The sequence below is a fragment of the Mesorhizobium sp. 131-3-5 genome, from assembly GCF_016756575.1.
Taxonomy (GTDB): Bacteria; Pseudomonadota; Alphaproteobacteria; order Rhizobiales; family Rhizobiaceae; genus Mesorhizobium; species Mesorhizobium jarvisii.
Window position 1 is genome coordinate 283,558 of record NZ_AP023255.1, and the last position, 26,483, is coordinate 310,040.

Consider the following 26,483-nt stretch of genomic DNA (forward strand, 5'->3'; position numbering starts at 1 on the left):
TCCCGAGCCTTGCAATCGAGCCGGAGCGTCAGGCGAAAGCAGGGTCCCTGCGTTCGTAGAGCGCTCCCGGCTTGGTCAGGACAACCCAGACAATGCGCGCCATCTTGGCGGCAAGTGCGACAACAGCTTTGTTCGGGTGCATACGGCTCTGCAACCCGTCAAGCCAGCTTCCCAGGCGATCCCGGGTTCGATCCAGGTGACGGAAGCATGATCGCGCGCCATGAACGAGCAGCTTGCGAACGTAGCGGTTCCCGCGCTTTGCTGATACCGAGTAGCTTCTGCTTGCCTCCGGTCGAGTATTCTCGAGGGACCAGCCCCAGCCATGCGGCCAGGTCGCGAGCCTTCTGGAACTGGCATCCGGTGCCGACGGCCGCCAGTAGCGCGGTGGCTCCCAATGCTCCGATTCCGGGGATCGTCATGAGCCGGCGGGCAACATCTTCTCGGTCTGCGATCGCTGCGATCTCCCTCGTCACGTCGTTGATGCGCTGCTCCAACTGGCGCAGATCTGCGAACAGGTCCACGAGCAGTTTGCGCATTGCCGGCGTGAGGTCATTCGAAAGGTCATCGAGAACCAGTGGCAAGTCGAGCTTGAACAGTCCGGCGCCCTGTCTCAATGCGATGCCGTATTCCAGGCAGAATGCTCGCATCTGGTTGATCAGACGGGTTCGCGTGCCGATCATCTGGTCGCGCACCCGATGCAAAGCTTGGAGGTCGGATTGCTCCTCGCTCTTGATCGCGGCAAATCGCATCGTCGGCCGCGTGGCTGCTTCGGCGATAGCTTCGGCATCGATGATGTCGCTCTTGTTCGACTTGACGTATGGCTTCACGAACTGCGCTGGGATCAGGCGAACCCTGTGCCCCAGTGCCTGAAGTCTCCTGGCGATCCATTGCGATCCAGCGCACGTCGCTGTCCAAGCCGACGACGTGGAAGATGCTCTTGCCGATATCGACACCATAGACGGCCGCAGGGCGCGGCGCATTGCGTGGGGACATTGCAACCTCCTTTGTTGTGACTGCCCAGATGATGCTGCGGGAGGACGGGGCGGACCCATCCCATTAACGGTAAGGCCCCCGCCGCCAAGCGGAAAGCTGTAGCGCATCTGCAGGCCGTCATGGGCCTATCCGAGCGTCGGGCCTGTTCCTTCGTCGGCGCCGATCGCAAGATGGTCCGCTACCAGTCTCGCCGACCGCCAGAGACGGAGCTGCGTGGTCGGCTACCTGACCTCGCGAACGAGCGCCGACGCTTCGGCTAGGTCCATTCCGCCCCAAGGTCGGTCATCTCGGGCATAGGCGAACAACTGCCCCGTTTTGGTCCGCCCCGGCCCGGATCAAGCACAGGCGCAGAGGTCTCGTCCGCGAAGAGCTTGTCTGATGCCTTCAGCCTCTCGTACAGCCGCTCATGCACAGGACGAAGCAGGAAAGCTGCCTTGCCCACCCAGTCGGCGAGTGTCGAACGGTCGAGATTGACGCCCTGGCGGGCGTAGATCTGGGCCTGACGATATAGGGGAAGGTGGTCGGCATACTTCGACACCAGAACATGAGACACCGCATTGAGCGAAGTCCGCGCTGCCGAGGAAGCCCTTGCCCGGCAAGCTTCGGCTGAGCCTGTTGCGCAATTGGCGTTGGGCAAGTCCCTCAACAGCAAGGTAGTCGCCCTGTCCGGCTGCCTGCCGCAGATCTGGGCGGGCGACGCCACGACGGATGCTCATCGCAAGGCGCTATTGCGGTGCCTGATCGAAAAGGTCGTTCTTGATCGCGGCGAGCGCGACGTTGCTCTGCTCAGGATCGTGTGGCGAGGCGGCGCGGTGACTGAACTCGAGGTGAAGATGAAGGTCAACTCCGTCGCCAAGCTCACGCGGTGGAGAAATGCGCGCCCGTCAACGCGTGATCAAACCGGGCAATGCATTGGGATTGGGATCGAGTTTCTGGGGGGTGTCGCTGAACGCCGGGAAGCATTCCGGCCACCGGCCAGTTATTTTGACTCATTTCTACAACGACGAGCACAGTGCGAGCTTGATCTGATTGATCGACTGAGATCGTCGACTTTGGACATGATAGTCTATTCTTCGGGTGATGGTCCGACGAACTGTGCCACCTCCCCGCTTCCCCGTATAGCTTCTCATGCCTTAGCCTCAGTGCACTCAATAGCAAAAGGTGCGGTCAAATTCGCGCTTACGATCATCCAGACCCGCCGGACCCTGCTCCTCATAACGCTTGCGCCACTTGTAGCCGGTCTTGCGCGATATCCCGAAAGCTCCGCACAGCACACAAACCAAAGCCGCTCGCCCATAACATTATCAGTCTCTCGCCAAAACCATCGCCAGCCCTTCCAGCTACAAGAACCTGTCACCTTTCTATCCGGTCCACTCCGTCGCCCTTCTATCCGGTTTGGACAACACCATCCGACACCTCCTGCCGGTTTGTCGGGTTCGCGACTTAAGTTTGTAAACCAATCTCATGTTTGGCCCCAGGCTAAATAGCTGAAAGGCAAGCACAGAATTCTTTCTTCGCTCGATCACCCAAAATTGGCACGAGTGTTGCGACATTCGTTGCGAGGCAGCGGGAGCTGCGGTCCGGCATTCGTGTCGTAGGTGACAAGCGGTCGATGGAGCAAGAATAGGAACATGTCAGGTCAGCGTCAGATCGCATCCTACGGCAAGGGGGGCACTGGCCAGCTCTGCAAAGCCTTTCACCTGATAGCGGGCCAACCTAGGCCTGACCGTCTCCTCATGCTGACGTGCGATGGCCGAGGTCTCCGTCGTGATGAGCGCTCTTCTGAACGTTGCTCTTCAACATATCGCAGCCCATCGATTATCCCGCCCGTGCGGCCAAGGTTACTGCCCTCATTCGTCGGCGTGGCGATACATAACCGAAAGAGGAAATCTGTAGATGAGAAAAATCGTTGCCGCCAAGTTTCATGGCATCACCGTGACAGACTCGGATCTGAACTACCACGGTTCAATAACGCTTGATCCAGATCACTGCGATGAAGCAGGTATTCTTCCGCTCGAATTCGTTGAGATCTGGAACAGGGCTTCAGGCGCGCGAATCAGCACGTACGTCATTTACGGTGAGAGGGGTTCTCGTTGCTGTGTGCTGAATGGAGCCGCTGCTCGCACCTGCCAAGTCGGAGATGAGATAATCATTTGCTCCTCCGCATATATTGATAAGCATCAGATCGCAGACATGAAACCGCGAGTGCTGACGTTCAACCGAGACAATTCTGTCCGCGACCGCATGTTCTACGATGCCGGAGTCAGGGATGATGGAACGATGACGTTCGCGGTTGGCGAAGGGCCTCGTGACGGCAACGCCTAAAAGTCCCGAGTCGAGCCAATCGCTGATAGCTCAAGAGGTCGGACTAAACACTGAGGGTATACCAAGCAGAGCCCGTCCTGTTTAATCCGGATGCTCCTCGTGTTCCGAGCCCAACCATAAGGCTGACCCTGCAACTCACCTCGAAAGGTAATCTCGTATGCAATTGGCGCTCATGTATGGCGGCCGGTCCGTGGAGCACGACTGGTCGATTGCGATGTATAATCACGTCGCTGACGTTCTAAACAATGCTCCCGACGCGAATATTTCACCGGTATCCATCTACTACATCTCCCGATTTGGGGACGTACTCAGGCTTGTGCTGGAAGGGGATTGCCTTCCCAAGCACGACGAGTTCGCGACTCGCGCCGAGACGCATCCGCTCGCTTCTCTCGCTCATCTACTCAAGAGCGACGGCGTTTTTGTCTTTTCACTTCTTCAGGGTCAGGACGGAGAGGATGGCCAAATTCAGGCTCTTGCCCAATTCCACGACATTCCAGGTAGCTTTGGCGACAAGACTGCGGCCATGCTCTCAGCAGATAAGTATCTGCAAAGCGTAGTTGCCAATCGACTTTGCCCCGAGTTAACTCCCATACCGATGGTCCACGTCTCCCAAGGCAATCTCGAAGCCGGCATCGCAGAGGCGCTACGGCATCTTGCTGGCCCGTGTGTCCTCAAACCTAACACGCTTGGAGGATCCTTCTTAACCGAGTGCACAGACGAGCTCTCAGAGGATGGCCTCCGTTCCTATTCCGAACGGATCGCTCCTTATGACCCCTCGTTCTTGGTCCAGGAGCGAATTGTTGGAACGGAGTACACCTGCGGCGTCTTAATCGACCGCCATGAGATTACGGCGCTTCCAGTTGCGCGGATCAACAGTCCCTCAGGCTTCCTGGGATACGATCAGAAGACGCAGAAGGGAAGCTACTCTGTTGAGTTCCATGACGTAGAGAACGTCCTACAAACTCGTGTCGCCTCGGTTTCCACGCAGATTGCTAGGGAGTTCAAGCTACATACATTCGGGCGACTCGATTTCATCCTTGACGAGCAGCAACGTGTTTACTTCTTCGAAGTCAATGTGGTCCCGGGGCTGACTGCGGGAAGTATCTTTCCCAAAATGCTCGCAAAAGCCGGCTTCGACCTTCACCACATCATTCGGCTGGCTGCCTCCAATGAGATGTATCAACGGCATCTAGAAGAGACCCGTAAGATCGAGACGAGTCGCATCCGCTACGGACTGCCATCAACAGTGGCATCCTAATTCCCATTCGCGCCTCACGGAATGTTGCTATCAGTGCAGAAGACCAATGCTCCACTGCCATTCGCTCGAGATAACGATCAAGCTCGGCAATCTTGCCCGGAACTTCAATGAGTTCCGAACTCTTTGCCCTGGAGCTAATGTTGCGGCTGTAGTCAAGGCCGACGCCTATGGAACTGGTCTCGATGCGGTCACTCGCCACTTGGCCTCGCACGGTTGCGCCACTTTCTTCGTGGCCCATCTCCGAGAAGGAACTCAACTCCGCCAGCACAGCACTGTTGAGACATATGTTCTGAACGGACTTCTTCCTGGCACTGAGCCAGCCTACAAGACGTTCAAGCTCAAGCCGGTACTCACCTCGGAGCGTCAAGTTCGGCTTTGGATCCAATTCTGCGACCGTGAAGCCTGGATGGGCGGAGCCGCTCTGCATGTGGACACCGGGATTAATCGGCTCGGCTTCCGAGTCGAGGAGCTGGGCGCTCTGAAACGGCTGATCGAAGGTCGCACACAGTATTTCGATCTGATCATGAGCCACTTGGCCTGCGCCGACCGGCCTTCAGATCCTCGCAATAGAGAACAGATCGAGACCTTCTGGGAGGTCCGAAAGGAGTTCGGAAAGCTCCGGCGGGCCTCGCTCGCCGGCTCGGCAGGGTGCTTCCTCGGCCCTAGTGCCCATTTTGACCTAGTTCGTCCGGGTATAGGTCTCTACGGTGGCAACCCTTTCGCGAGCCACAATAACCCGTTTCGACAAGTTGTTACTGTGAATGCACGGCTCCTCCAAGTGAAGACACATCGGCATGGAGAGTATGTGGGCTATGGACGGGCCTACAGGCTTGAAAAGGACAGCCTGATCGGGGTGATTTCTTTGGGCTATGCAGACGGCTATCCGCGGTACCCAAGTCTTGGAGGCGATCGGGATCGACTTCAGGTCTATTATAAAGGTCGGTCGGCTCCCGTCATCGGTCGGGTTTCCATGGACACCTCGATCATTGATCTTAGCTCGGCAGCTGACCTAAAGCCGTCGCTCGGTGATCTGGTCGAGATCTGTGGCCCATCGCAATCGCTCGATGACCTCGCCAAAGCAATAGGTTCCATACCTAACGAGGTCTTGACGACGCTTGGCTCAAGATCCGTTCGATCGTATGTCGGGGATCCTGAATTCTCGGTCGCAGCACAGATAGATGACTTGAGTGATCCGATGTAGTAGTGAGGCGCGATCAGGAATGTCAGATGTTCAGTCCCAGTAGACGGTGGGTCGAACAGCATCTTTAGTCCTCCGCCGGTCGAGGCGCAGCCAGCGCCGCGATATCTATGCTGAGCCACGTCTTCGCCGATGGCGGCTATGCCGGACCCAATCTGAGGGGCGCGCTGCAAGTTCACACTGGAAATCGTCAAGCGCACCGACAAGGTCTCACCCGCCCGATTCTGCATTAAAGTCCGGCGCTCCGAGGAGTATGGGACAAGGATATCATTTATCAATGAATATTATTCTACTATATGAATGGTTGCTAGGGTTACGCAGGTGAAGGACCCCAACAAATGAGGACACCTCAATGAAAGTCATTCAGCGCTCGACATTGGGAGCTTCGGCAGAGCTGAGGGCGCGCGACCTGGGACTGCCTTTTTCTGGAACCACCGGACCCCTCAACGCCATCACGGATGTCGCCGGTGTGGAGGTGGGCTATGCCACCGTTACCAGCGACTCCTATGGAGGGGGTAACGGGCCGGCGCGCACCGGCGTCACAGCCATTCTTCCGCGGGGTCGTTCCGGGCCGCTGAAGGCCCCCGTATGGGCAGGCTTTCACTCGCTTAATGGAAACGGCGAGATGACGGGCACACACTGGATTAGGGAAGCTGGATATTTCTTAGGGCCTATTGGCATCACGAACACCCATAGCCTTGGAACAGTTCATCAGGCGATGCTGCAATGGATGATTGAGAAGCCCGACATAGGGTTTGGGGCATATAGTTGGATGCTGCCTGTCGTGGCCGAGACGTGCGACGCCTATCTCAACGACATGAACGCCTTCCATGTCACGCTGGCGCATGTGATGGAGGCTCTGAATGGCGCTTCCGGCGGCCCGTTGGCCGAAGGCAATGTCGGCGGTGGAACCGGGATGATCTGCTTCGAATTTAAGGGAGGCACAGGAACGTCGTCCCGCATCGTAGAACTGCTCGGTGAGAGCTATACGATCGGATGCCTCGTACAAGCGAATTTTGGCAGTCGTCCTCTCTTGAAGGTTCTTGGCGTCCCGGTTGGCGAATACCTCACTGCGGACCGACTCTGGGCCGGCGAGCAGGGCTCGATCATCGTCGTCGTTGCGACCGACGCACCTCTTATGCCCACCCAACTGGAACGGCTCGCGCGGCGCGCCGGTCTTGGCATCGGCCGAACCGGAACACCATCAGGGGACGGCTCCGGCGATCTGTGCCTTGCCTTCTCAACGGCAAACCTCACCAAGAGCCAGTCGGCGGCCGCACCCGTACTGGGCGACCTCGCTTTCCTACCGAACAACAGGCTCGACTCAATGTTTGAGGCAACGGCGCAATCCGTGGAAGAGGCAATTATCAATGCCATTGTGGCAGCCGAACCAATGGTGGGACGCGAGAATCGGCGCGTCGCAGCCATCGACCATGATGCTTTAAAGGCGGTCATGCGCAATTATGGACGATTGAACGGATGAGCGGCCAGAAGCGCCCCAGCCAGCGCCTGCCGCCTTCCCCTTTGTCGAGAAGATCGAGGAGCGGCAGGCGACATTCTCGCGGGCGGAAAGTGTCATCGCGGCATATCTCATCACGCATCTCCGAGAGATCCCCTTCGAGACTGCAGCCTCGATTTCGCGTCAGCTAACCCGCTTGATGCACGGCGATGAGCTTTTGGCGGCCTGAAGCGGCGATCAGACGGCCGGTGGGTGCTTTTTGGCAAGCCTCGTCAGCGCCGGCGGTGATCCGTTGTGATGGAAGGCGGGGGTTTGCAGGTCGCTGTCGGCGGGTTCGGTTCGGGGCGTCTACGCCCTGTGGCTATGTCGCGAGCCGCGGGATGCGGTCGAGGGCGATGCGCAGAATACGCTGGCCGGGGCAGGATGTCGGCAGGTGCAGGCGGATCTGGGTTTTCATCTCGACCACCCGCGCGGCGATCTTGATGAGGCGCAATCGCAGCGTGTCGAATTGGGCGACGGCAAAGCTCGAGCGTTCGGCATCGCAGCGCGCAGGCCCCACATCAGCCAATAGACGCCGGCATGCAGGAACAGCCGGAACTGGTTGGCCGTCGCTCCCGCATCCTGGCTTTCCGACTGGTTTCATCGTGAGGCACACGCCGGCGGTCCAATGTGCACGCGTCGAAGACGCAGGACACCAAGTTTTCCGAAGACAATGTCGTCAGAGAAACGCTGTGTGCCGCGTCCCTGCACCTTGTGCCGTTGCGCAGGAAGGTGCGAACACGGTCATAGACGTCGTTGTCGACCGCTCAATAGGCCGGCAAGCGTGTTCCATTGTCAAACGGCCCTTTAATTCATGATGATGTTCGGGTCGGGCGCCTCAACGTTTCCAACGAGATGCAGGTAAACTGCTGTCAGCCGTTTGACCGAGGTCGCCGCAACCACCGTCCCGGCGGGGACATCACGAGTTCCGCGCTGAGCGGCCCGAGAACTCGTTTGGGGTGGAGGCAACTAAGCCTTCTTTTCGTTACCCCACTCAAAGCTGGTGCCGTCAAGCCAAATGCAATGGAGCAGAACTGCGATCTTCCGTGCCACCGCCACCTTTGCCTTCTTCAAGCCGATCCGTCTCGACAGACGCATCCCCCAGGCTTTCAGTGTGGACCATTTCTTCGTCCGGTGCAGGAGCACGCTGGCCGCCTCGTATAAATAGGTTCGCAACAGTCGATCTCCCCAACGTGAGACGCGGCCCTTGATATCCGTTTCGTCGGACTGCTTTCGTCGCGGCGTCAGGCCGAGATAGGCACCTACATTGGCAGCCGAGCGAAAGCGCGCGGGATCGTCGATCGTGTGGCGGAAGGTAAGCGCGGTCATCACGCCGATGCCGGGGACTGTCATCAGCCTGCGTGTGACTTCGTCTTCACGAGCGAGATGCCGGACCTGCCGATCAAGCTTCTCCTGTTCACAGCAGGCCTGCTCATGGACAGACAGAAGCGCCTGAACCAGGGCGAAGCGGATGGCCGTCAGCAACCAGTTCCCAAACCTTTCGCCGGAACTGTGACCCAATCAATCGACCGAACTGCAGCCCATATTCCTTCAGCATGGACCGTGTCTGATTTTCGAGGGTCTCGACGGATCTCGACAAGTCTTGACGGTGCGACGAGCATGGACCGGGTGGCCTGACTCTCTGCGCTCTTGACCTTCACTTCCCGGTACCAGCCGACGCGAACCAGTTCGGTCAGGCCGCGGGCATCGTTCTCATCGCTCTTGTTCATTCGGACTGAAAGCGCTGCCTTTGCATGCCGAGCATAAGGCAGACGACCGGCAACCCGACCCTTTTCAGCTCGTGCCAGAGCCAGCTGGACATGGCACCCGTCCAAATCCGATGCGCTCGGCGTGAGGCGCACGTTTACGCAGCAACTCCGTCAAGGCTCCCGGATCGGACTTCGCCTTTCTCTGGAACACCGTCTTTCCAGCATCATCGACCACGCAGACGCTCGTCTCCCTCTGCGACAGTAGAGTAGGCGGTAAGCGCCGCGCCGCCTTTCAGCGGCCGGTTTCTCACCGCCTCTCCCCGAACCGGGCATGCGCCTTTCGTTACGCACCCAGCTCTCCAGCAGACATGGCAAAGTCAGGCGTATCCATCCATGCGAGACGGAAGCGGCAAACGGGGGTCCAGGCGAGCATATGCTGCTCGACCATTCCCTCGCGCCAAAGCCGTCTCGTTGGCCGTCGACCACTGGGCTGGCATGAGGCCCAGATGTCATGCGACCGCGCTTTGGGGCGTTTCTTCCGCAGCCACCGCGCTATCCTCATGCCGGCGTACCAGTCGAGACTGGTGAACATCCGACCGGCATAAGCGCAGTGGCGGTAGTAGTTCGCCCACCCACGCAGGATGGGATTGAGCTCCTGAAGCTTGGAGGCCAGACTGCACGGGGTGGAACTCGTTCCCGTACATGCCTTGACCTTTCGACGCAGGTTGGCAGCCTTTGCTTTGGGAATCTCAATGCGCGGGCCATAGCCGTAGCGCTTGTCCCAATGCATGATGAAGCGGAATCCGAGGAATTCGAACCCCTCCGTCATGGCTGTGACCTTCGTCTTTTCCGGCGACAACTCAAGGCCCATGGTCTGATGCAGGTAGTCCGCCAGCGCGGCCTTCTCCGCGATGGCATCCTCCCGTGTGCCAGACACCAGCACCACGAAGTCATCGGCGTAGCGCACCGGCAGAAACGCACAGCGACCAGCCATGCGATCCCAGTAGCGCGCTCTGCCTGCCGCGGTCCTCCCGTCACATTTGCGGTCGGCATGGGCCTTGGTGCGTTGATACACCCACCGTTCATACCGCTCTTCGATCGCGCTGAGCGCGATGTTGGCGAGCAGCGGTGAGAGAATCCCGCCCTGAGGCGTGCCGGCGTCTGTGCGAAGGAACTGCTCCTCCGACAAAACACCGGCTTTCAGGAACTGCCCGACCAGCCTCGTCACCCGCCGGTCAGCCACGCGCTGGCGCAGCCGCTCTAACAGATGATGATGACTTAAATTATCGAAGCAGCCCTTAATGTCGCCCTCTATGACCCATGGATACGGCATCCGGTTCCGACGTGTGTCCTTGTCGCGTTTATGCGGCAAGGCAGCTCGTCGGATATACTCCAAGGCGCCGTGCGTGCTCCGTCCGGGTCGAAACCCATAGGAGACATGCCAAAACTGCGCCTCGAAGATCGGCTCCAGAAGTGTTTTGACCGCGCCTTGAACGACGCGATCCTTGATCGTGGGAATGCCCAGGGGCCGGAATTGCCCTGGTTTACCGGCCTTGGGGATGAGCTTGCGCCGCGCAGGGCTGGGTCGATATGCGCCGGAGCGCAAATCGGCCTGAAGCCCTTCGAGGAAGCGTTGCTCACCGATCCCATTCCGGATGCGGCCCACGGTCATCCCGTCGATCCCAGCCGTGCGTCGGCCTCGATTGGAGACTACGCGCTGCCAGGCGTGACGCAACATGCGCAGGTCGGTGACCCAACCCCACATGTCCCGCCACGCATCTTCGGGATTTGCCTTACTCCACTGATAGAGTTTGCGCTGAACGCCGAGTACCCAGGCCTCGTCGGCCTGGTGATCCATGTCCACAGATCACTCCTCCGTCATGCAAGTCTACCGTCTTCCTGCTTCCCTTCGCCCTGTGCACGGCTTTCCCGCGCTCCGACTACTACGGAAGCTCCGCCCTTGGTGCCGTCCATCTCCGGCCGTCGCGGCGAGCCCAGTTCCATGCTGGGCAGACAGTCCAAGTTCCCGTGTTCCGATTTCCAACCTTCATGCCCGTAGGCGGTGAGCTTTACCCCAGGCGATGCGGAAGACAGGGCAATGAGAGCTTTCCCCGTCTCGAACGCGTTGTCCGCGCCCTGCAGTGAGGATAGACGAGCCCCACCGCGTCTGATCGCTTCTTACCTCCCACGCCATCGCGCAACTTGGAGGCGTTACCGGTTGAATCCGAGGCTTCCAGCGCTCACTTCGTTATCTCGCCATAGACATTGTGGTAGCCCAGCCTGCGGCCGATGGTCCGCACCCGGTACAGTTCAGGCCGATCTGCTTATGACACCCAACCGGCGACGCCCGGCCGGGCTTCTCGGCCCCCTTCCGCCCGCTGCTCCTGCGGGCGAGGCGGCATTACAGCCGCCGGTCGAAAACCAGCAAGCTTGAGAGGTGGCTATTCCATATTCACCTCCCGCGCCGTCACGGCGCACCATCCAGTCCGACATATTGCTTCACTGCGGCCTCCTTGATCTCAATGGTCGGCGGCTTTTGCCGTCAGCCGAGTCTTCGTTCAAAGGAGCGACGGCAGCAATTACGTGATCGTTTCCAAAACTAATTTTGCACGCCGATTCACATCCGGTGAGCCGCCAATGTTTCAGGAACCGGTTCATGTAGATGACCGAGAGGAGTTAGCGAAAAGGGTGTCCGGGAACTACCGAAACACGCAACCCCGTATCACCCTTGCCACGTGCCGTGCCCATTACCCGGCGGATCGAACGGGTGCACATGTCTATTGCTTCCCGTTCGCGCGGCCTTCCCCGAAATTCAGGCGGGTCGGCATCCACATCATCACTTTCGAGGCCTGATCAGGCTTCACTCACGTTATGGCCCACCAGATTGCTCAACCGCCCAAGGCGGCTTTTGTCACGAGGCTTCGACCCGGCCAGTTGCCCGACCGAGCCGCTCGTCAGCTACCAGACCAATCGACTACTCCACTCGGGGCGCACTGAATCCTCCGGGCTAAATGTCAGCCCCATGGCTGTGGGCGCTTTCTGCGTTCGCTGGGTTGTGGGGCTTGCCGCACTCAAAGAGGAATTGGGCAGCACCGTGCATCAAATCGCGTGGCTCGTGGGAGAATGATATGAGCGCATCGCTTCGCCAGAACGTTCTAACAGAGAGAAAGGTGGGGCGGATCGAAATTTTTCTGGAAGTCTTGATTTGGAATTGAAGGCTATCATCAGCACCTACGAGCTGACCCGTACAGCACGGTTCGGTCAAGTTGCCGAGCTGGCCACCAAGACTGATCGGTCTACGTGGCGGGCTTTCAGACGGTGCGCGGCCTCGCTATGGATTTCGCCCAGCGTCGCCCGACCCGGCATCCGCTTCATGGATGGCACCAGCGTTACCTAGTCGGCGCTGAAAAACATCAGAAAGCCTTGTAGACATGGATTCCCAAGGGGTTTGAAGTATCGGAGAATGCGGGAAATCGAATCCGACTCGTTGCTTTCCCGGTGTTTTATCGATGCCTCCTCTGGTCCATCACGCGACAAGAATGATCTTTTCCGCGAGCGCCTGGATGCGCTCCTCAACATGAGGCACCCGCTGGTGCGGCTGTCGGGGTTGATGCCGCCGTAGGCCCTGTTTGATGAGGCGTTTGACCGCTTCTACCGCCCGGTCGGCACGCCGGCCAAGCCGACGTGATTTGATGGTGGCGCGTTGCTGCTTGCACAGAATGATGAATGGGCCGTGCAGCGGGCGCACTGCACGATACTTGAGACCATCAGCCAGATGAGCGATGATCCGCTCATCAGCCTGCCGGCTATGGCGCGCTGATCAATTCCGGCCCATGCCGCAGAGCACGGCGACCAATGCCGTCAGCTACACCACTCCAGTGGAGTACGTCATGCCAAGCTGATGACTGTTTGTGGGTGCAAGTGGTGGCGCATAGGATCGCTGATCCTCGTATTCTACGGCTCATCGGGTTGTGGCTGCGAGCCGGCGTCCCTTGAGAGCGGCGAGAAGCAAGAGACGGACAGGGCACCTCGCAAGGGGCGGGCATCAGCCCGCTCCTCGCCAATATCCTCCTGCACTTCGTCCTCGATCTCTGGGCCCACCAATGGCAACGTCGCCATGACGCGGTTGTGTTGTGATCGTGCGCTACGCTGACGACTTCGTCATGGCTTTGAGAAGAAGGCGGAGATGCTGTTGGCCCTCAAGGCGCGGCTGGCCGGCTTTGGCCTGACGCTCCATGAGGACAAGACGCGGCTGATCGAGTTTGGGCGGTTCGCGGCCCTCTCACGACAGCGGCGTGGCAAGCTGCGGCCAGAGACCTTCGCCTTCCTGGGCTTCACCCACTACTGCGGGCGGACCCGGGATGGCCGGTTCATCGTGAAGCACAAGACGGAAGGGAAACGCCTGACGCGCAAGCTGACGGCGCTGCGTCAGCATGCCTGGCGGCTCATGCACGCGCCACTGGCTGCGCAGCACAGGTGGTTCGCCGCCGTTCTGCGTGGACACTACGGCTACTACGGCAGGCCGCACACAGCGCTCAACGGATTCCATCGGCAAATGCGCCGGATATGGCTACGGTGTCTGAGACGGGGCAGCCAGAAAAGCCGGCGCATGGGCTGGTCGGAGTTCGAGACCCTGACGGCGCGCTTCCCCTGCCAACTCCGCGCATCACTCGAACTTGGGCGCAGCACGGATATGGCGCGGGCTACCCTCGGGAAGAGCCGGGTGCGGGAAATCCGCCCGCCCGGATCTGTGAGGGCGAAAGCCGAATGGCTGAGCTACTCGACCACGATCCATATTTCTGTTCCAGATCTCTTGGTGTTGATGCATCTCGGCCCAAGATGGCGACAATATAAAAACTGCGTTTGACGGAAGCAGCCCGATATCGTTCAGTCGCCCCTTACGAGCTGAGACAGCCGGAACATAATGCTGTTCGCTCGTCGGCGGCCAACACTTCCAACGCAATGAGGCGCTCATGACTGCAGAATTCGCAACGATTCCGATGACCGGTGTTCCTTTCCCGCGACCAGAGTATGAGCGTCGGCAGCAAAGGGTTTTGGAAAAGGTACAGGACGCCGAGCTAGACGCGATTGTGGTGACCGCTATAGGTCACCTCAGATACCTAACGGGATATGATGGTAGCGGAGCGTATTTCAGGCCGTTTCCGCTGATACTCGTACCCGGCCAGCTTCCGATATTCTTAGTGCGTGAATACGACGAGCTTGCAGTTCGCGCTTATAGCTGCATTGATCGGATCGAAGTCTATAGACATCAGGTCGATTTTGGCACGACTTGCGCTGCAGTGCTTCGCCGATGCGACTTGCTTAACAAGCGGGTGGGCTTTGAACTCGGCTGCTGGAACCTTGCGCCGTCCGACGTCAGTGCGATCCAAGTGCAACTACCCGATATGCGAATTATCGATGCGACGCGCCTTGTCCCGGCGGTGGCAGCGGTGAAAAGCGAGTTAGAGCTTCAGTGCATGCGCGATGCCATGCGGATGACCGACTTAGCAGTGCGAACCTTTCAGAGTTCTCTGCTAGAAGGTATTACCGAACGGGAGGTATTGGAGCGTATGTCGGCGGCCATTGCGGCAGATACCAGCAACACGAATGGTGACATCGAGATGCGCCTTCCAACGTTGCTACTTGGCGAGCGAACAAAGTTACCGCATGGTCCTGTGACCCGGCATGCAATCAAGAATAACGAACCGGCGTTTTTTGAAGTCGGATTTTCCAAGCACGGGTACGCCGCAGGTATTGTCCGGTCCGCCGTGCTCGGTCGGCACCCTGAGACAGAATCTACGCACGCTTTGGCTGAGGATGTGATCGAGGCCCTGGTTGCTGCAGTTAAGCCAGGAGCGACCGCGCATGAAGTGGACGCCGCCGGCCGCCAAGTGCTCAAGCGTTCCGGTCGTCAGAATGCCTTTCGCCAACGAACAGGGTACCAAACGGGTATAAATTGGTCTGAACGCGGCGACCTCAGCTTGGAGCCGGGTGCAGAGGACGTGCTTAAACCAGGTATGACCTTGCACATGCCTAACATTTTGTGCAGCGAAAACGGCTTTTTGATTGGCACAGGGGCACAAGTCTTAGTGACAGAGCGTGGCGCGGAAAGATTGAGCACCATTCCAAACACGCTTCATCGTGCGTGAATAAGAAGTATTCCAAAGCCGCCCCAATCGTTCTGAGGAGTGGAACTTCAACGCTAAGCCTTGTTTGGCAGTTCCGTGAATTAGCCGCCTTGATGCAGGGCGATGAGCTTTTGGCGGTCTGAAGCGGCGATCTGGCCGCCGTTGCGGCGCTTTTTGGCAAGCCTCGTCAGGCGCCGGCGGTGATCCGTCGTGATGGAAGGCGGGTTTTGGAGGTGGACACCCCGAAAAACGTCCATTTCGACCGCTTCGTGGTTCACTGTCATTGTGATTTGCGGGAGGCTGCGAATGCGGGGACAGGTGGGATTCTGGGACATCGACGAGCGCTATCTGCGACTGAGCGAGGCCGGCGATCCGCTGGAGAAGCTGAATGCGGTGTTACCGTGGGAGGCTTTCCGCAAGCCGCTCGGCAAGGCGATGAATCGCTCCGACGGCGCGAAGGGTGGTCGCACGCTTCCAGGTCGATCCGCTCAAGCGGCAAGCCGGTCCCCTTCAGCGCGTCACACAATGCCTGCGGATCGCTCAACGCTCTTGCCTCCTTCACGATCCGGCCAGTCTCGTCGACAATGCGAATAGAGGTCTCTTCCAAAGACACGTCCGGCCCGGCAAAGTACTTCATGGCTGCTCCTTCCAAATGTTTGTGGTGACTCACATCGACCACGTTTCACATTTCGACAGGAGCAGCCGCCATCATCTGGCTGGGTCGAGACCCCAATCACCCCATCTGTTTCGAAAGGCACTATACGTCAATGTGAAGTTGAACCGGGCTTAGCCGCGCCATTGGGGGCTTGACCACGCGTTTAGGTTTAGAGCAGGGATATCGGTTGTGGTCAGGCGGGGCGTCGCCTTCTCCGCCAATTACCACGGACAGAAGCATGATCCTGGCGATGAGATATCGTTCAGAAGGGACTTGACGAACGAGGACCCATTACAGAAGCATTACAGTTGCGTATTCATCTGTAGTCTGAATCTACAGGTCTCCATGATTCGGAGGTCATGGATGACGGGTGCATCAATCGAGACAACGGTCGAATTTGTGGGCATCGTCGCTGCGTGACATGAAGACCCGTATGCGCGGACTGTTTACGCAAGAGCGAGTTGCGGCGTCGGCGAGCCTTTTCTTGGACGACTTGATCGGTGACGAGCGTCGTAAGACAGGTTGGATGCGCCTGAGGCGGCCGGTGATCCCGGCCCGTGGCGGCAACAGGCCATTCTGGGTCGCGGACGCTGGGACGCGGACGGACTTCGCGACATCGTGCGAGAGTATGTTGTGGAGAACCTCGCCACAGATGACGCGGTCCTTGTCATCGATAAGACAGGCTTCCTCAAGCAGGGCAAGACATCCCAGTTGCGCGTCAATATACAGGTTCGGCAGGCAAGATAACGAACTGCCAGATCGGTATGTTCGCCGCCTATGTGTCCGTTCGCGGTCATGCTTTTTTCGGTCGGGCCCTGTACTTGCCCAAGAGCTGGGCCGGCGATTCGGCAAGGCCTGCAGCAACCCATGTTCCTGAGGCTATAATCTTCGCTGCCAAGCCAGGCTTGGCTGTCGATATGATACGACGTGCGCTGGCAGCCGATGTGCCGTTTCAGGGGTGGCCGCAGATGCGGTGTATGTCGTCGGGAACCCTGCGCCGAGCCTGCAAAGGCTACGTTCTTGGGGTTAAATCGGGCGATCATTTCGGCTCCTGGTTGAAGGCGCAGGTGAGCAAGACCGACCGCAATGACACGCGCGGGATCGCGCAGATGATGTGGGTCAATCTGTTCCGCCCGGTGCATGTCAAGACCCTGACGAGTCAGAAGCGCCGGGCGCTGCTGACGGCGCGCAAGCTCTTAAAGGACAAGGCGATTGCCATCGAGAACGACATCCGCGGGCCGTTGCGCAACTTCGGTCTCAAGGTTGGCAAGGTCGGTGCGGCCAGTTTGAGGAGCGGATCCGCGAGCTCACCGAAGGCAAGCCCGATCTGGTCGAGATCGTCGAACCGTTGCTCGACGCGCCGCAAGCTGCGCCAGAATTATGCCGCCCGGCACCGCAAGCTTCTGGCGATCGTCCGGGATGATGAGGTTTGCCGCCAGCTGATGTCGATCCCCGGTATCGGCCCCGTCGTGTCGCTGGCCTACACCGCGACGATCGATATCCCCGCCCGCTTCCGCAACTCCAAGGCCGTCGGTCCAATTTTGCGCCTGACGCCGGCGCTCCATGAATCGGGCGAAAGCCGCCGGGTGGGCGGGATCTCATTATGCGGCGAGGGCATGATGCGAACGTCTACGAAGCCGCGCAGACCCTGCTGACGCGGGTGACGAAATGGTCCTGGCTGAAGGCCAGGGCGGTGGACGTCGCCAAGCGGCGCGGCCAGCAGAAAGCCATCGTTGCGCCCGCCCGCCGACTGGCGGTGTTCATGCATCGCATCTGGAGCGACGGCAGGAGCACCTTGACCGCAACGACCCCAATCGGAGAGAGCTCTAAGCTCGGGGACTCGAACAGGTCGATACAATCAAGGACGGCGGGAAAGAACGTTCCAGAGGGCCGAATTGGCGGCATCTCACCGCCAGATGATGGACATATGAAAATTGAATTTGTGTCATGCTATCAGATCACACATTCTCAAATGGTTGCTGGAACACAAAAATGAAGAACAAGGGGAATGTGATGACATCGAGAACGTCACACGGTCGCGACCGGTGCATAAAGGGTCTGACGCGGCAGCGGCTGCTGCTGAGTGGAATAACCATGGGCGGGATTGCTGCATTGGGCGCGATCTTGGGATCGTTCCCCGCACTTAACCGCGCGGAAGCGGAAACTAAAACGCTGACAGTCCAAACGGGAACTGGCGAATGGGGCAACTGCCTGAAAGCCGCGTATTTCGACCCATTTGAAAAGGCAACGGGGATCGAGGTTAAAACTACACCTGAAAACCTCGACAATTCAAAGTTCCCCCTACAAGTGAAGACTGGCCACTATCAGGCAGACGTGCAATCGACTGACTCAATGTTCGCTCTAAGCAAAGACGGCTCTGACTACCTTGAACCGATCGACTACACATCAATAAAAAAAGACGAGATTATACCGGGCTTTGCGTTCGACAACGCTGTTCCACTTGATACGTGGACAATCGTGCTTAGCTATAATTCTGATAAAACGGGCGGAAAAACTCCGAAAAGTTGGGCAGATTTTTTCGACTTAAAGAAATTTCCGGGGAAGCGCGGCGTCAACAACTTAGCGCAACCTCTCATTACAATGGCATTGTTGGCCGACGGTGTGCCGGCCAAGAATATCGTGCCCTTTGATTATGATCGCGCCTTCAAAAAGCTTGACTCAATCAAGAGCGAGTTAATCTTTTTCGACTCTGGGAGCCAAGTTCAAGACCTGCTCACCTCCGGTGAGGCGTCGCTTTCTATGGCGTTCGTAAATCGCGCCGACGCAGCAAGGGCCAGCGGCGCCCCAGTAGGAATGGTTTGGAACGGCGCTTTGATAGGAATGGACTTTTGGGCGGTTCCCAAGGGCAATCCGAATGCGTCGGTAGCGATGCAGTTTCTGTCATTTGTCTTGAGCAAGGAGATCAATGGGCGGCTCACCGACTGCTGGGCAGTTGGTCCCGTGAATACAAAGGCAGGTGTCAATCCAAAATGGAAAGACATCTATCCCAGCAGTCACCTCGATGAACCTCAGGTATTCCTGGACGATCCAGATGCCGTGAAATGGCTGTCCGTCCACAACAACGAGGTTCAGGAACGCTTTAAGCTATGGAAGTCTGAGTAATATGAAGGCGCCGTCTCCGTTTGTTGCATCGGCCATGCCTGATAACGCTACACCGGCCTCGCCAGAAAACCGTTGGTTGGTGGGAACTGATGGTGATGTCAGCGTCCAGATGCGACCACCGGAGCGCAAGGCAAATATCGCATCAGCCAACAAATCGGGTTGGCTGGTGCTGCCTGCCGTGATGTTCCTCATCGCTTTCTTCATATGGCCTCTCGCTTACATTGTCTTTCTGAGTTTCGCGGATCCCCACCCCGGGTTCGAAAATTACGCGCGTCTTGCCTCTTCACCGCTGATCGGTCGGTCCTTTGCCGTGACGATTAAGATGGCCCTTTTAGCAACGGTAGGGGCTTTGCTAATAGGTTATCCGTATGCCTATCTCATGTATATTTCGTCGGCCCGGTTTACCGCCTTTCTGCAGTTGGCGGTCCTGATCCCATCGTGGCTAAGTTTCGTTGTTAGAACATACGCCTTAACGGTGGTGCTTCGCGATACCGGAGTGATAAACACGGCGCTGATTCAATCGGGATTTATCAGCGAGCCGCTGCCCTTAATCCGAAATGAATTCTCAGTGATGGTTGGCACGCTGGCGGTACTGCTGCCGTACATGATCTTTCCGATCTACGCGGTGATGCGCCGGATCGACCGCGACTATTCACGTGCTGCTGCGATCCTTGGCGCGCCTCCCGCCCGAACATTCGTTCGCATAATCCTGCCGCTCAGCCTATCTGGTGTCCTCGCAGGAAGTTTGATCGTATTTGTCTTGGCGTTAGGTTTTTATCTTACACCCGCCCTCTTGGGAGATGGCCGAGGTGTTTACGTCGTCGAGCAAGTTGTCTTCGCAGTTGGGCATTTGGAGTGGGGGTATGGGAGCGCGATCAGTATGGCACTGCTCGTCTTTACCTTCTGTGTGCTCTTCGCTGCGAGTTTCGTTGTGCGGCTGGGCGATGTTTTCGGAGGGAAGGTTTCCGAATGATGCCAAATTTGTCTACTCGCCTACTGCTCGGTGCCTACGGCGTGATAGTTTGCGTGTTTATGATAGCTCCGATGCTCGTTCTTTTGCCTCTGAGCCTTACGGAAACTCGTTACCTGCAGTGGCCACCCGTTGGCTTTAGTACTCAATGGTACGAGGCCGTGTTAACGGACTCCGTTTGGCGGGATCGTGTCGTAGCCTCTCTTCAGGTCGGCATCGGTTCAGCGGCGCTCGCAACTGTCCTCGGCCTGCTGGCTGCGCTCGGGATCGTTCGAGGCCGGTTTCCCGGGAAGCGGATCGCGTTAGCCCTTCTTCTTTCACCGTTGGTCGTTCCTACGGTCGTGACTGCCATCGGCATGTTCTTCGTATGGGCTGTAGGCTGGTCGATCGGGCCAATCCAGTTTGGGGGTGGTCTGGTAGGGACGGTGCCAGGGCTAATCCTGGCGCACGCCGTTCTGAATCTTCCGTTCCCCATCATCATGACAATGACTGCGCTTGGTACGGTGGATCGGAATCTTGAGCGGGCAGCCTCGATTATGGGCGCAAGTCCAGTCGCGGTATTCTGGCGCGTGACTGTCCCACTGATTCAAACCGGGATCCTATTCGGATTTGTATTTGCCTTTCTGGGGTCGTGGGATGAATATATCGTCGCCTCCTTCCTGACTAGTGCTCAGGTAACTACAGTTCCGGTCGGTCTTTTCTCCTCCGTGAAGGGTTCGAACGATCCCTCAGGTGCTGCGGTCTCGATGCTGCTCTTGGTAGTGAGTTCACTTGTCCTCGGGCTGATGCTTATCCGAGGCCGCCAGCAACTTCTAGGTGAAAGCGCGCAGCGATGAGCATTTCTTTTGGAGGTACTGAGAAGATGGCGGGGGTGTCAGAGTCGGCGCTGGTCTTGCGGGGGGTAACCAAGGCTTTCTCAAGTCAAGTCGCTGTCGATCAGATCGATTTGGAGCTGCGGAGGGGCGAGTTTCTAACCCTTCTCGGATCATCGGGCTCGGGAAAAACCACGACGCTCAATATGGTAGCAGGTTTCATTCAACCGACAGCAGGTCGTATATTGATCGACGGCCAGGACGCAACTCACATCCCCCCCCATAAACGTGGCATCGGAATGGTTTTTCAAAACTATGCCCTGTTTCCGCACCTTACTGTAGCGCAGAATATAGGTTTTCCATTGACGCGCACCCCAAAGGCTGAGCGAGCGGTTTTGGTACGCGACGCGCTACGCCTTGTCGGGCTAGAAGGCGTAGGGGACCGATATCCACGGCAGCTCTCAGGCGGCCAGCAACAACGTATCGCCTTTGCACGTGCAGTTGTTTACCGGCCTCGTTTGTTGCTGATGGACGAACCATTTGGAGCGTTGGATAAGAGACTTCGTGAGACGTTACAACTAGAGGTACGACGTCTGCATCGGGAACTCGGTATTACGATCTTACACGTGACACATGACCAAGAGGAAGCCCTCGTTCTGTCCGACAGGATTGCAATATTTAGTCGCGGGCGCATAGAACAGTTGGACAGTCCAAAAGGCGTCTACGAACATCCAAAGACTTTGTTTGTCGCCGACTTCATCGGAGATGCGAATATTTTCCACGGGGAGATAAGCGATGAGGGAGGGAAGATCGCGGTGGGTGGAGACGGCTGGCGTTTGTACGGACAAGCTCAGCCCAAGGAAGTCCTTCGGACTGGGGCTCGAGGCGGATTGGTGGTTCGGCCCGATAAAATAAGCTTGGCTCCCGTCGGCTCGCCCAGCGAAACGGGGACCCAACGAATCGTCGGTCGAGTACGGCAGGTGATGTACCTTGGCAATTCGGTGAAGTATGAGCTGGACGCTTTGAATCAAACCATCTATGCCTGCCCTCGGGCGGATGCGGCAGCTTACGCCCCAAACCCAGACGAAGATGTAAGTCTCGAGTGGCGGTTGGAACACGGGATCGTGCTTGCGGCACCCTAAAGCTACGTCCCGTGACGGATGCGGCCGGTTCTGGGCAGGCACGGAGAACATAAGCGTGCTTGAAAATGGCATCATCGGCTTGGTGAGACGGACGGCGATCTCACTGCTATGCACCGCCATTGATCATTACCAGTCAAGAGTTGGGACATGATCGTCGACTCGACCGCGCAGTCAGTCGACGCGACTCTCGCACTCAAGACAGAGGGTTAAATATGATCGACGGACCCAGTGGACTCTCACTCGGAGTCGACACTGCCCATGCATCTACTTTACGGGGCCCATCGGAATTCTCAGCCTTTGGGACGGACGTTCGACCGGTTCAGGGTCGCAAACATTCGATGGTCGCCCCGTCGTCAGTGAGAAAGTCCCCGTTGCCTGGTGGCAGGCGCTCGTCGACGACGACTCCCGAGTCTATGGTGCTTACGCTGAAGCCGCCCGTCGCCTTGTCGATCGCGGCGCTGCTGCGATTACCGCCAGATACCAGGAGGCCATCGCTGCGGCCGTGGAGGTGCCTGTGTTGACCGGGAGCCTCCTTCTAGCGGCGGCCGTGATCCGTCATCTACCCCCAGGGGCCAAGCTCGGTGTCGTGGTCGCCCACGAGAAGTATGTTGGTACCGATCTGCTGGGCATCGTCCAGGCTCACGAGGACCGCGCAAGAATCGTGGTCGACGGCATCTCAGGTAGCATGCTTGTGACGAACGAACTGAAGCGTCCGACAGGGACGTGGCCGATCCCTGACTCTGACACAGAGCACCATCTCACGGAAGCTGTGCAGCGGCTCCGCGCTGCGCATCCGGGCATCGGCGCACTCATCTTCGAATGCTCCGAGCATACATCGCGGCATCATCAAATTAGCCAGGAGGTGAATACTACCGTGACGGGCGCAATCCAGTCCACGCCATCTATCCGCACCCAACACAGAGGGTGCAACATATTGGAGGCGAACCAGCAAGTATCGAGATCGGCGTCAGCCGCATCTAGAGCTTAGCAGCGCGCGCTATCCGTTCTAAAAGGGCCTGTTTCATCCATGGAATATCAATCTTTCCTACCGGTCGGACTTTCGCAAGGATCGCCATTGTGGTGGCCCAACCCGAATTACAGACCCAGTGATAACATTGCAGAAGGCCCGGCGGGGGCGCTTAACGCATCCAGCTTGCTTGAGGCGCGCGGCAACTGGCTGCGGCTGGCACCTGTGCTGGATGTCGTGTTCCCGGATGGGAGCGATACCGAAATCCAGTCTTCTCTGATTGAAATCGGCAATCATGGATTTGACGGGATCGGTCTCCTTGCAAAGTGCGATCATGATATCCGTTCGACCGGCAGCATCAAGGGGCGAGGAGGCGTCTACGAGGTTCTGATGTTCGCCGAAATGCTGGCGAACAGCCACGGATTGAATGTCTCGGCATACCCGATCGGTCTTCTTTCGCAGGAGGCGGGCGATCTTTTTGGAAGATACAGGATCCTCGTCGGATCGACGGGCAACCTCGGCTTCAGTGTCGGGGTTACGGCGCGGAGGCTGGGATTTGCGGTCGAAGTCCACATGTCCCGGGAGGCGAAATCATGGAAGAAGGAGCGCTTGCGCCGGTTCGGTGTCGCAGTTGTCGAGCACGACGACGACTATTCTGTCGCGGTCAGTTCCGCCCGTCGCGCTGCGAGCGGGGATCCTTTCAGCTATTTCGTCGATGACGAACATTCCCTCACTCTGTTGCTCGGATATTCCTCGGCGGCATTTGAAATTTGCCAACAGCTCAAGCAGAGCGATGTTGCCGTCAATGAGCAAAATCCGCTTTACGTGTATCTTCCGTGCGGCGTTGGCGGCGCTCCGGGCGGAATCACGCTTGGGCTTAAATATTTCTTCGGGCCGCATGTGCATTGCATCTTTGTCGAGCCCGTCGCATCGCCCTGTATGCTGGTGCAGCTGGCAGCTGGTGTGTCCGGGCCGGTGGATGTCTATGCCTGCGGACTTTCGAACGATACGATCGCAGATGGGTTGGCCGTGGCACAAGCTTCGTTGCTGGTTGCTGAAACCGCGGGCCCGCAGATTGCCGGCGTAGCAACCGTCAGCGACGATGATATGATCCGGTGGGTTCATGACTTGTGGATATCGGACTCAATGCGGCTGGAACCATCCGGGGCAGCCGGGTTTGCGGCGCTTGCGCGGCATGGCCGCGACATCCGGAAATCGCTCGGCGGTAAAGAAGGAACGACAATCGTGTGGACGACCGGTGGTGCCTTCCTGCCGGACGCCGAATGGAAGGCGGTATTCGAAGAGGGTCGGAAAGCCCTCGAAAGGTGCGGCTGACGGGTGCCGGCCCGTGTGAAGTTACGTGTGATAGGTGATTGCCATTGCCAACAGGCTGTTCTAGCGCAGGCGATGGGGAAGGAAATGCGATGAAGAAAAGAGTGGCAATTGCCGGATTTCTGCATGAGACCAACACTTTCGCACCCACTAGGGCGCGCTATGCGAATTTCGAGCATGGGGGCGGCTTCATGCCTATCAGCAGGGGCAAAGAGATCCTCGAACGATGCCGCAACACCAATCTGGGTGTGGCCGGATTTGTCGATTACGCGTCCTCGGCCGGTTGGGAGATCGTACCTTTACTCTGGGCAGTAGCGATCCCGTCCGCGCATGTCGAACAGGAGGCTTATGAACGGATCGCCGGTGAAATCATCGATCGCGTCCGAGCGGCAGGCCCCCTCGACGGTCTGCTGATCGAATTGCACGGCGCGATGGTAGCCGAGCACCTAGATGATGGTGAGGGTGAGCTGCTCGCCCGCCTGCGAGCGCAAATCGGCCCAGAGGTGCCGGTCGCGGCCACGTTGGACCTGCATGGAAACGTGACGCCCCGGATGGTGGAACAGGCCGATGTACTAGTCGCCTATCAGACCTATCCCCATGTTGACATGGCTCGAACGGGTTGGCGGACGGCCGAGCAGCTCGATGCGATCATCGCGCGCGGAAAGCCATTTGCAAAAGCCTTCCGGCAATTACCCTTTCTGATCCCGACACCTTGGCAATGCACGTTGATCGAGCCGGCCAGCGCGCTTTATGAACAGATCGGAGCGGTGGAACGTGGTCCGGTCTCCAGCGCGTCGATCCTGATGGGTTTTCCCGCCGCCGATTTCGAGGATTGCCTGCCCTGTGTGCTGGCTTATGGCGAGACGCACGATGACGCAGATGCGGCCGCGGAACGGTTGGAGTCCTACTTTCTGAAATCCGAAGGACTGTTCGCCGGTAAGGCTTGGTCTTCGGACGATGCCGTTGCCGAGGCCATCCGTCTTGCCTTCAGCGCCTCGAAGCCAGTGGTGATCGCCGATACCCAGGATAATCCAGGCGCCGGGGGGGATTCCGATACGACCGGAATGCTACGCGCGCTCCTTGTCGCCGGGGCTGAAAATGCGGCCCTCGGCATCATCTTCGATCCTGAATCGGCCGCCCGAGCGCATCGGGCCGGCGCGGGGGCGAAGGTCGAGCTGTCGCTGGGCGGAAAATCGGGCATTGCCGGCGATGAACCGCTCTGCGCTACCTATCATGTGGATGCTCTGTCAGATGGCGCTGTGACGGCCACTGGCCCCTATTATGGGGGCACGAAGATGCAGCTCGGTCCGTCCGCGTGCATCTCCATCGATGGGGTCCAAATCGTCGTCACAAGCGAAAAGACCCAGATGGCCGACCGGCAGCTCTACCGCTTCGTCGGCATCGAACCGGAGAAGAAGGCAATTCTGGTCAACAAGAGTTCGGTGCATTTCCGGGCGGATTTCGAACCCATCGCCACGGCGGTTCTCGTGGCGACGGCGCCCGGCGCCATGCTGCTCGATCCTGCGCAGCTTCCCTTTACCCGGTTGAAGTCGGGAACGCGTCTTTCTCCGGGCGGGCCGCCCTTCACGCGGCGGGAGAACAGCGCCTGAAACGGCACGAACGCAAACCTGGCAAAATGGCATTTGCCGCGAAAATCGCTGGTATTTACAAAGTCGGCCGTGAACAATGAGGCTGGTTAGGCTTCGAGTTCCTTCGGCTGACTGTGGAGGGCTGCGATGAGAAGCCACAAAAGCTGCCTGAACCCGTTGAGCAGGAGGAGAAGTTGTAGCCGGCGGCGGCCAGGGTGGCGTTGAGGGCGTCGCCTTGCTGGCCGGCGAGGCGGCTCATCCGGTGTTCGGCCTTGGTGTAGCCGACCACGGGCTCGATGGCGGAGCGGCGGCGCATCTTGCCCTTGACGGCCGGGGTGACGCGACGTTTCTAGCCGCTGGTGAAGATCCTGAGCTTGTGGCTCTGCGGTGCGTTGTGGCCGCGATAGCCGGCGTCGGCGAGGATGCGGCCGATCTCCTTGCCGATGGTCTTTTCCACTTCGGGGATCGTCATAGGGCTTGCCGGACAGTGCCTTTGCATGCAGGGCGAACTGGCCGCCCTTGGAGCGCTTCAGCGTCACCCCGAAACTCGTAAGGCGCATGCGCCTTGCCCTTGCCGATGCATTCCACCTCGTGAGCGTGCAGGCTGTAGATTTTGCGGCCGCGCTGGCGCTGACGCTGCTGGAGAACGGTGGCGGCCTGGTAGAGCGGCCATTTTGAAGAGCGCGTCCAGCCCCTGATCGGTAAGCGGTGCACCAAGGCACCTTGCAATAGGCCGATGAACATGGAGCTTTCGCGCCATGACATTGGAAGTACGCATACGACG

14 protein-coding genes and 12 pseudogenes are annotated in these 26,483 nt (G+C 58.4%); 18 read left to right on the top strand and 8 right to left on the bottom strand.

Features of this window, described 5'->3' with window-relative positions; genetic code table 11:
* Positions 1-28: 28 nt before the first annotated feature.
* Positions 29-993 (bottom strand): annotated as a pseudogene (locus JG747_RS33875) (IS110 family transposase).
* A gap of 77 nt (positions 994-1,070) precedes the next feature.
* On the opposite strand from JG747_RS33875, the pseudogene JG747_RS33880 reads away from it, so the two are divergent.
* A pseudogene (locus JG747_RS33880) lies at positions 1,071-1,250 on the top strand (IS3 family transposase); the annotation flags it as partial.
* Positions 1,251-1,253: 3 nt separating this feature from the next.
* Here the strand turns inward: JG747_RS33880 and JG747_RS33885 are convergent.
* Together JG747_RS33885 and JG747_RS33895 are read right to left on the bottom strand one after the other, a co-directional pair.
* Positions 1,254-1,546: pseudogene (locus JG747_RS33885) on the bottom strand (IS66 family transposase); the annotation flags it as partial.
* Between the two features lie 625 nt (positions 1,547-2,171).
* Positions 2,172-2,264 (bottom strand): annotated as a pseudogene (locus JG747_RS33895) (helix-turn-helix domain-containing protein); the annotation flags it as partial.
* 625 nt (positions 2,265-2,889) lie between these two features.
* Here JG747_RS33895 and panD point away from each other — a divergent pair.
* From panD to JG747_RS33920, 5 genes and pseudogenes are all read left to right on the top strand, one after another.
* Positions 2,890-3,318, top strand: coding sequence for an aspartate 1-decarboxylase (gene panD / locus JG747_RS33900; RefSeq protein WP_199201541.1), 429 nt, complete (start codon positions 2,890-2,892; stop codon positions 3,316-3,318).
* A gap of 157 nt (positions 3,319-3,475) precedes the next feature.
* The gene (locus tag JG747_RS33905; protein ID WP_199201542.1) at positions 3,476-4,576 is read left to right on the top strand and encodes a D-alanine--D-alanine ligase family protein; all 1,101 of its coding nucleotides are present in this window, start codon (positions 3,476-3,478) and stop codon (positions 4,574-4,576) included.
* A 46-nt stretch (positions 4,577-4,622) separates the two neighbouring features.
* Positions 4,623-5,777: an alanine racemase gene (alr, locus tag JG747_RS33910; RefSeq protein ID WP_199201543.1), complete on the top strand. Its 1,155-nt coding sequence runs from the start codon at positions 4,623-4,625 to the stop codon at positions 5,775-5,777.
* 110 nt (positions 5,778-5,887) lie between these two features.
* Positions 5,888-6,008 (top strand): annotated as a pseudogene (locus JG747_RS33915) (IS5/IS1182 family transposase); the annotation flags it as partial.
* A 118-nt stretch (positions 6,009-6,126) separates the two neighbouring features.
* The gene (locus tag JG747_RS33920) at positions 6,127-7,257 is read left to right on the top strand and encodes a DmpA family aminopeptidase (protein ID WP_199201544.1); all 1,131 of its coding nucleotides are present in this window, start codon (positions 6,127-6,129) and stop codon (positions 7,255-7,257) included.
* A gap of 337 nt (positions 7,258-7,594) precedes the next feature.
* Here JG747_RS33920 and JG747_RS33925 read toward each other — a convergent pair.
* The 3 genes and pseudogenes from JG747_RS33925 to ltrA form a co-directional block, all read right to left on the bottom strand.
* A pseudogene (locus JG747_RS33925) lies at positions 7,595-7,845 on the bottom strand (transposase); the annotation flags it as partial.
* A 396-nt stretch (positions 7,846-8,241) separates the two neighbouring features.
* Positions 8,242-9,243 (bottom strand): annotated as a pseudogene (locus JG747_RS33930) (IS110 family transposase).
* An 81-nt stretch (positions 9,244-9,324) separates the two neighbouring features.
* A complete protein-coding gene (gene ltrA / locus JG747_RS33935) occupies positions 9,325-10,839 on the bottom strand; it encodes a group II intron reverse transcriptase/maturase (RefSeq protein ID WP_244748495.1) in 1,515 nt (504 codons plus the stop codon).
* A 1,605-nt stretch (positions 10,840-12,444) separates the two neighbouring features.
* Between ltrA and JG747_RS33940 the strand changes: the two are divergent.
* The 4 genes and pseudogenes from JG747_RS33940 to JG747_RS33950 form a co-directional block, all read left to right on the top strand.
* Positions 12,445-12,666, top strand: a pseudogene (locus JG747_RS33940) (hypothetical protein); the annotation flags it as partial.
* A gap of 12 nt (positions 12,667-12,678) precedes the next feature.
* Positions 12,679-12,801, top strand: a pseudogene (locus tag JG747_RS37315) (IS256 family transposase); the annotation flags it as partial.
* A 366-nt stretch (positions 12,802-13,167) separates the two neighbouring features.
* Positions 13,168-13,848, top strand: a complete 681-nt coding sequence (locus JG747_RS37320; protein WP_244748496.1) for a hypothetical protein — start codon at positions 13,168-13,170, stop codon at positions 13,846-13,848.
* A 106-nt stretch (positions 13,849-13,954) separates the two neighbouring features.
* Positions 13,955-15,130 carry a M24 family metallopeptidase gene (locus tag JG747_RS33950; RefSeq protein ID WP_199201547.1) on the top strand — a complete coding sequence of 392 codons (1,176 nt, stop codon included), beginning with the start codon at positions 13,955-13,957 and terminating at the stop codon, positions 15,128-15,130.
* Between the two features lie 445 nt (positions 15,131-15,575).
* On the opposite strand, the pseudogene JG747_RS33955 reads toward JG747_RS33950, so the two are convergent.
* Positions 15,576-15,746, bottom strand: a pseudogene (locus tag JG747_RS33955) (IS110 family transposase); the annotation flags it as partial.
* 381 nt (positions 15,747-16,127) lie between these two features.
* Here JG747_RS33955 and JG747_RS33960 point away from each other — a divergent pair.
* From JG747_RS33960 to JG747_RS33995, 8 genes and pseudogenes are all read left to right on the top strand, one after another.
* Positions 16,128-16,891 (top strand): annotated as a pseudogene (locus tag JG747_RS33960) (IS701 family transposase); the annotation flags it as partial.
* Between the two features lie 315 nt (positions 16,892-17,206).
* Positions 17,207-17,419: a transposase gene (locus JG747_RS37925; RefSeq protein ID WP_446720628.1), complete on the top strand. Its 213-nt coding sequence runs from the start codon at positions 17,207-17,209 to the stop codon at positions 17,417-17,419.
* Positions 17,420-17,756: 337 nt separating this feature from the next.
* Positions 17,757-18,887: an ABC transporter substrate-binding protein gene (locus JG747_RS33970; RefSeq protein ID WP_202362416.1), complete on the top strand. Its 1,131-nt coding sequence runs from the start codon at positions 17,757-17,759 to the stop codon at positions 18,885-18,887.
* Position 18,888: 1 nt separating this feature from the next.
* On the top strand, positions 18,889-19,860 hold the full coding sequence (locus JG747_RS33975) for an ABC transporter permease (protein ID WP_199201550.1): 972 nt from the start codon (positions 18,889-18,891) through the stop codon (positions 19,858-19,860).
* A gap of 71 nt (positions 19,861-19,931) precedes the next feature.
* Entirely contained in the window at positions 19,932-20,693 is a 762-nt protein-coding gene (locus JG747_RS33980) for an ABC transporter permease (protein ID WP_202362417.1), read from the top strand.
* Positions 20,690-21,811, top strand: coding sequence for an ABC transporter ATP-binding protein (locus JG747_RS33985; RefSeq protein WP_244748497.1), 1,122 nt, complete (start codon positions 20,690-20,692; stop codon positions 21,809-21,811). Before JG747_RS33980 ends, JG747_RS33985 begins: the two co-directional genes overlap by 4 nt.
* Positions 21,812-22,838: 1,027 nt before the next feature.
* Positions 22,839-24,113: a D-serine ammonia-lyase gene (locus JG747_RS33990; RefSeq protein WP_199201553.1), complete on the top strand. Its 1,275-nt coding sequence runs from the start codon at positions 22,839-22,841 to the stop codon at positions 24,111-24,113.
* A gap of 89 nt (positions 24,114-24,202) precedes the next feature.
* On the top strand, positions 24,203-25,720 hold the full coding sequence (locus tag JG747_RS33995; RefSeq protein WP_199201554.1) for a M81 family metallopeptidase: 1,518 nt from the start codon (positions 24,203-24,205) through the stop codon (positions 25,718-25,720).
* Between the two features lie 86 nt (positions 25,721-25,806).
* On the opposite strand, the pseudogene JG747_RS34000 reads toward JG747_RS33995, so the two are convergent.
* A pseudogene (locus JG747_RS34000) lies at positions 25,807-26,399 on the bottom strand (IS5/IS1182 family transposase); the annotation flags it as partial.
* Positions 26,400-26,483: the final 84 nt, after the last annotated feature.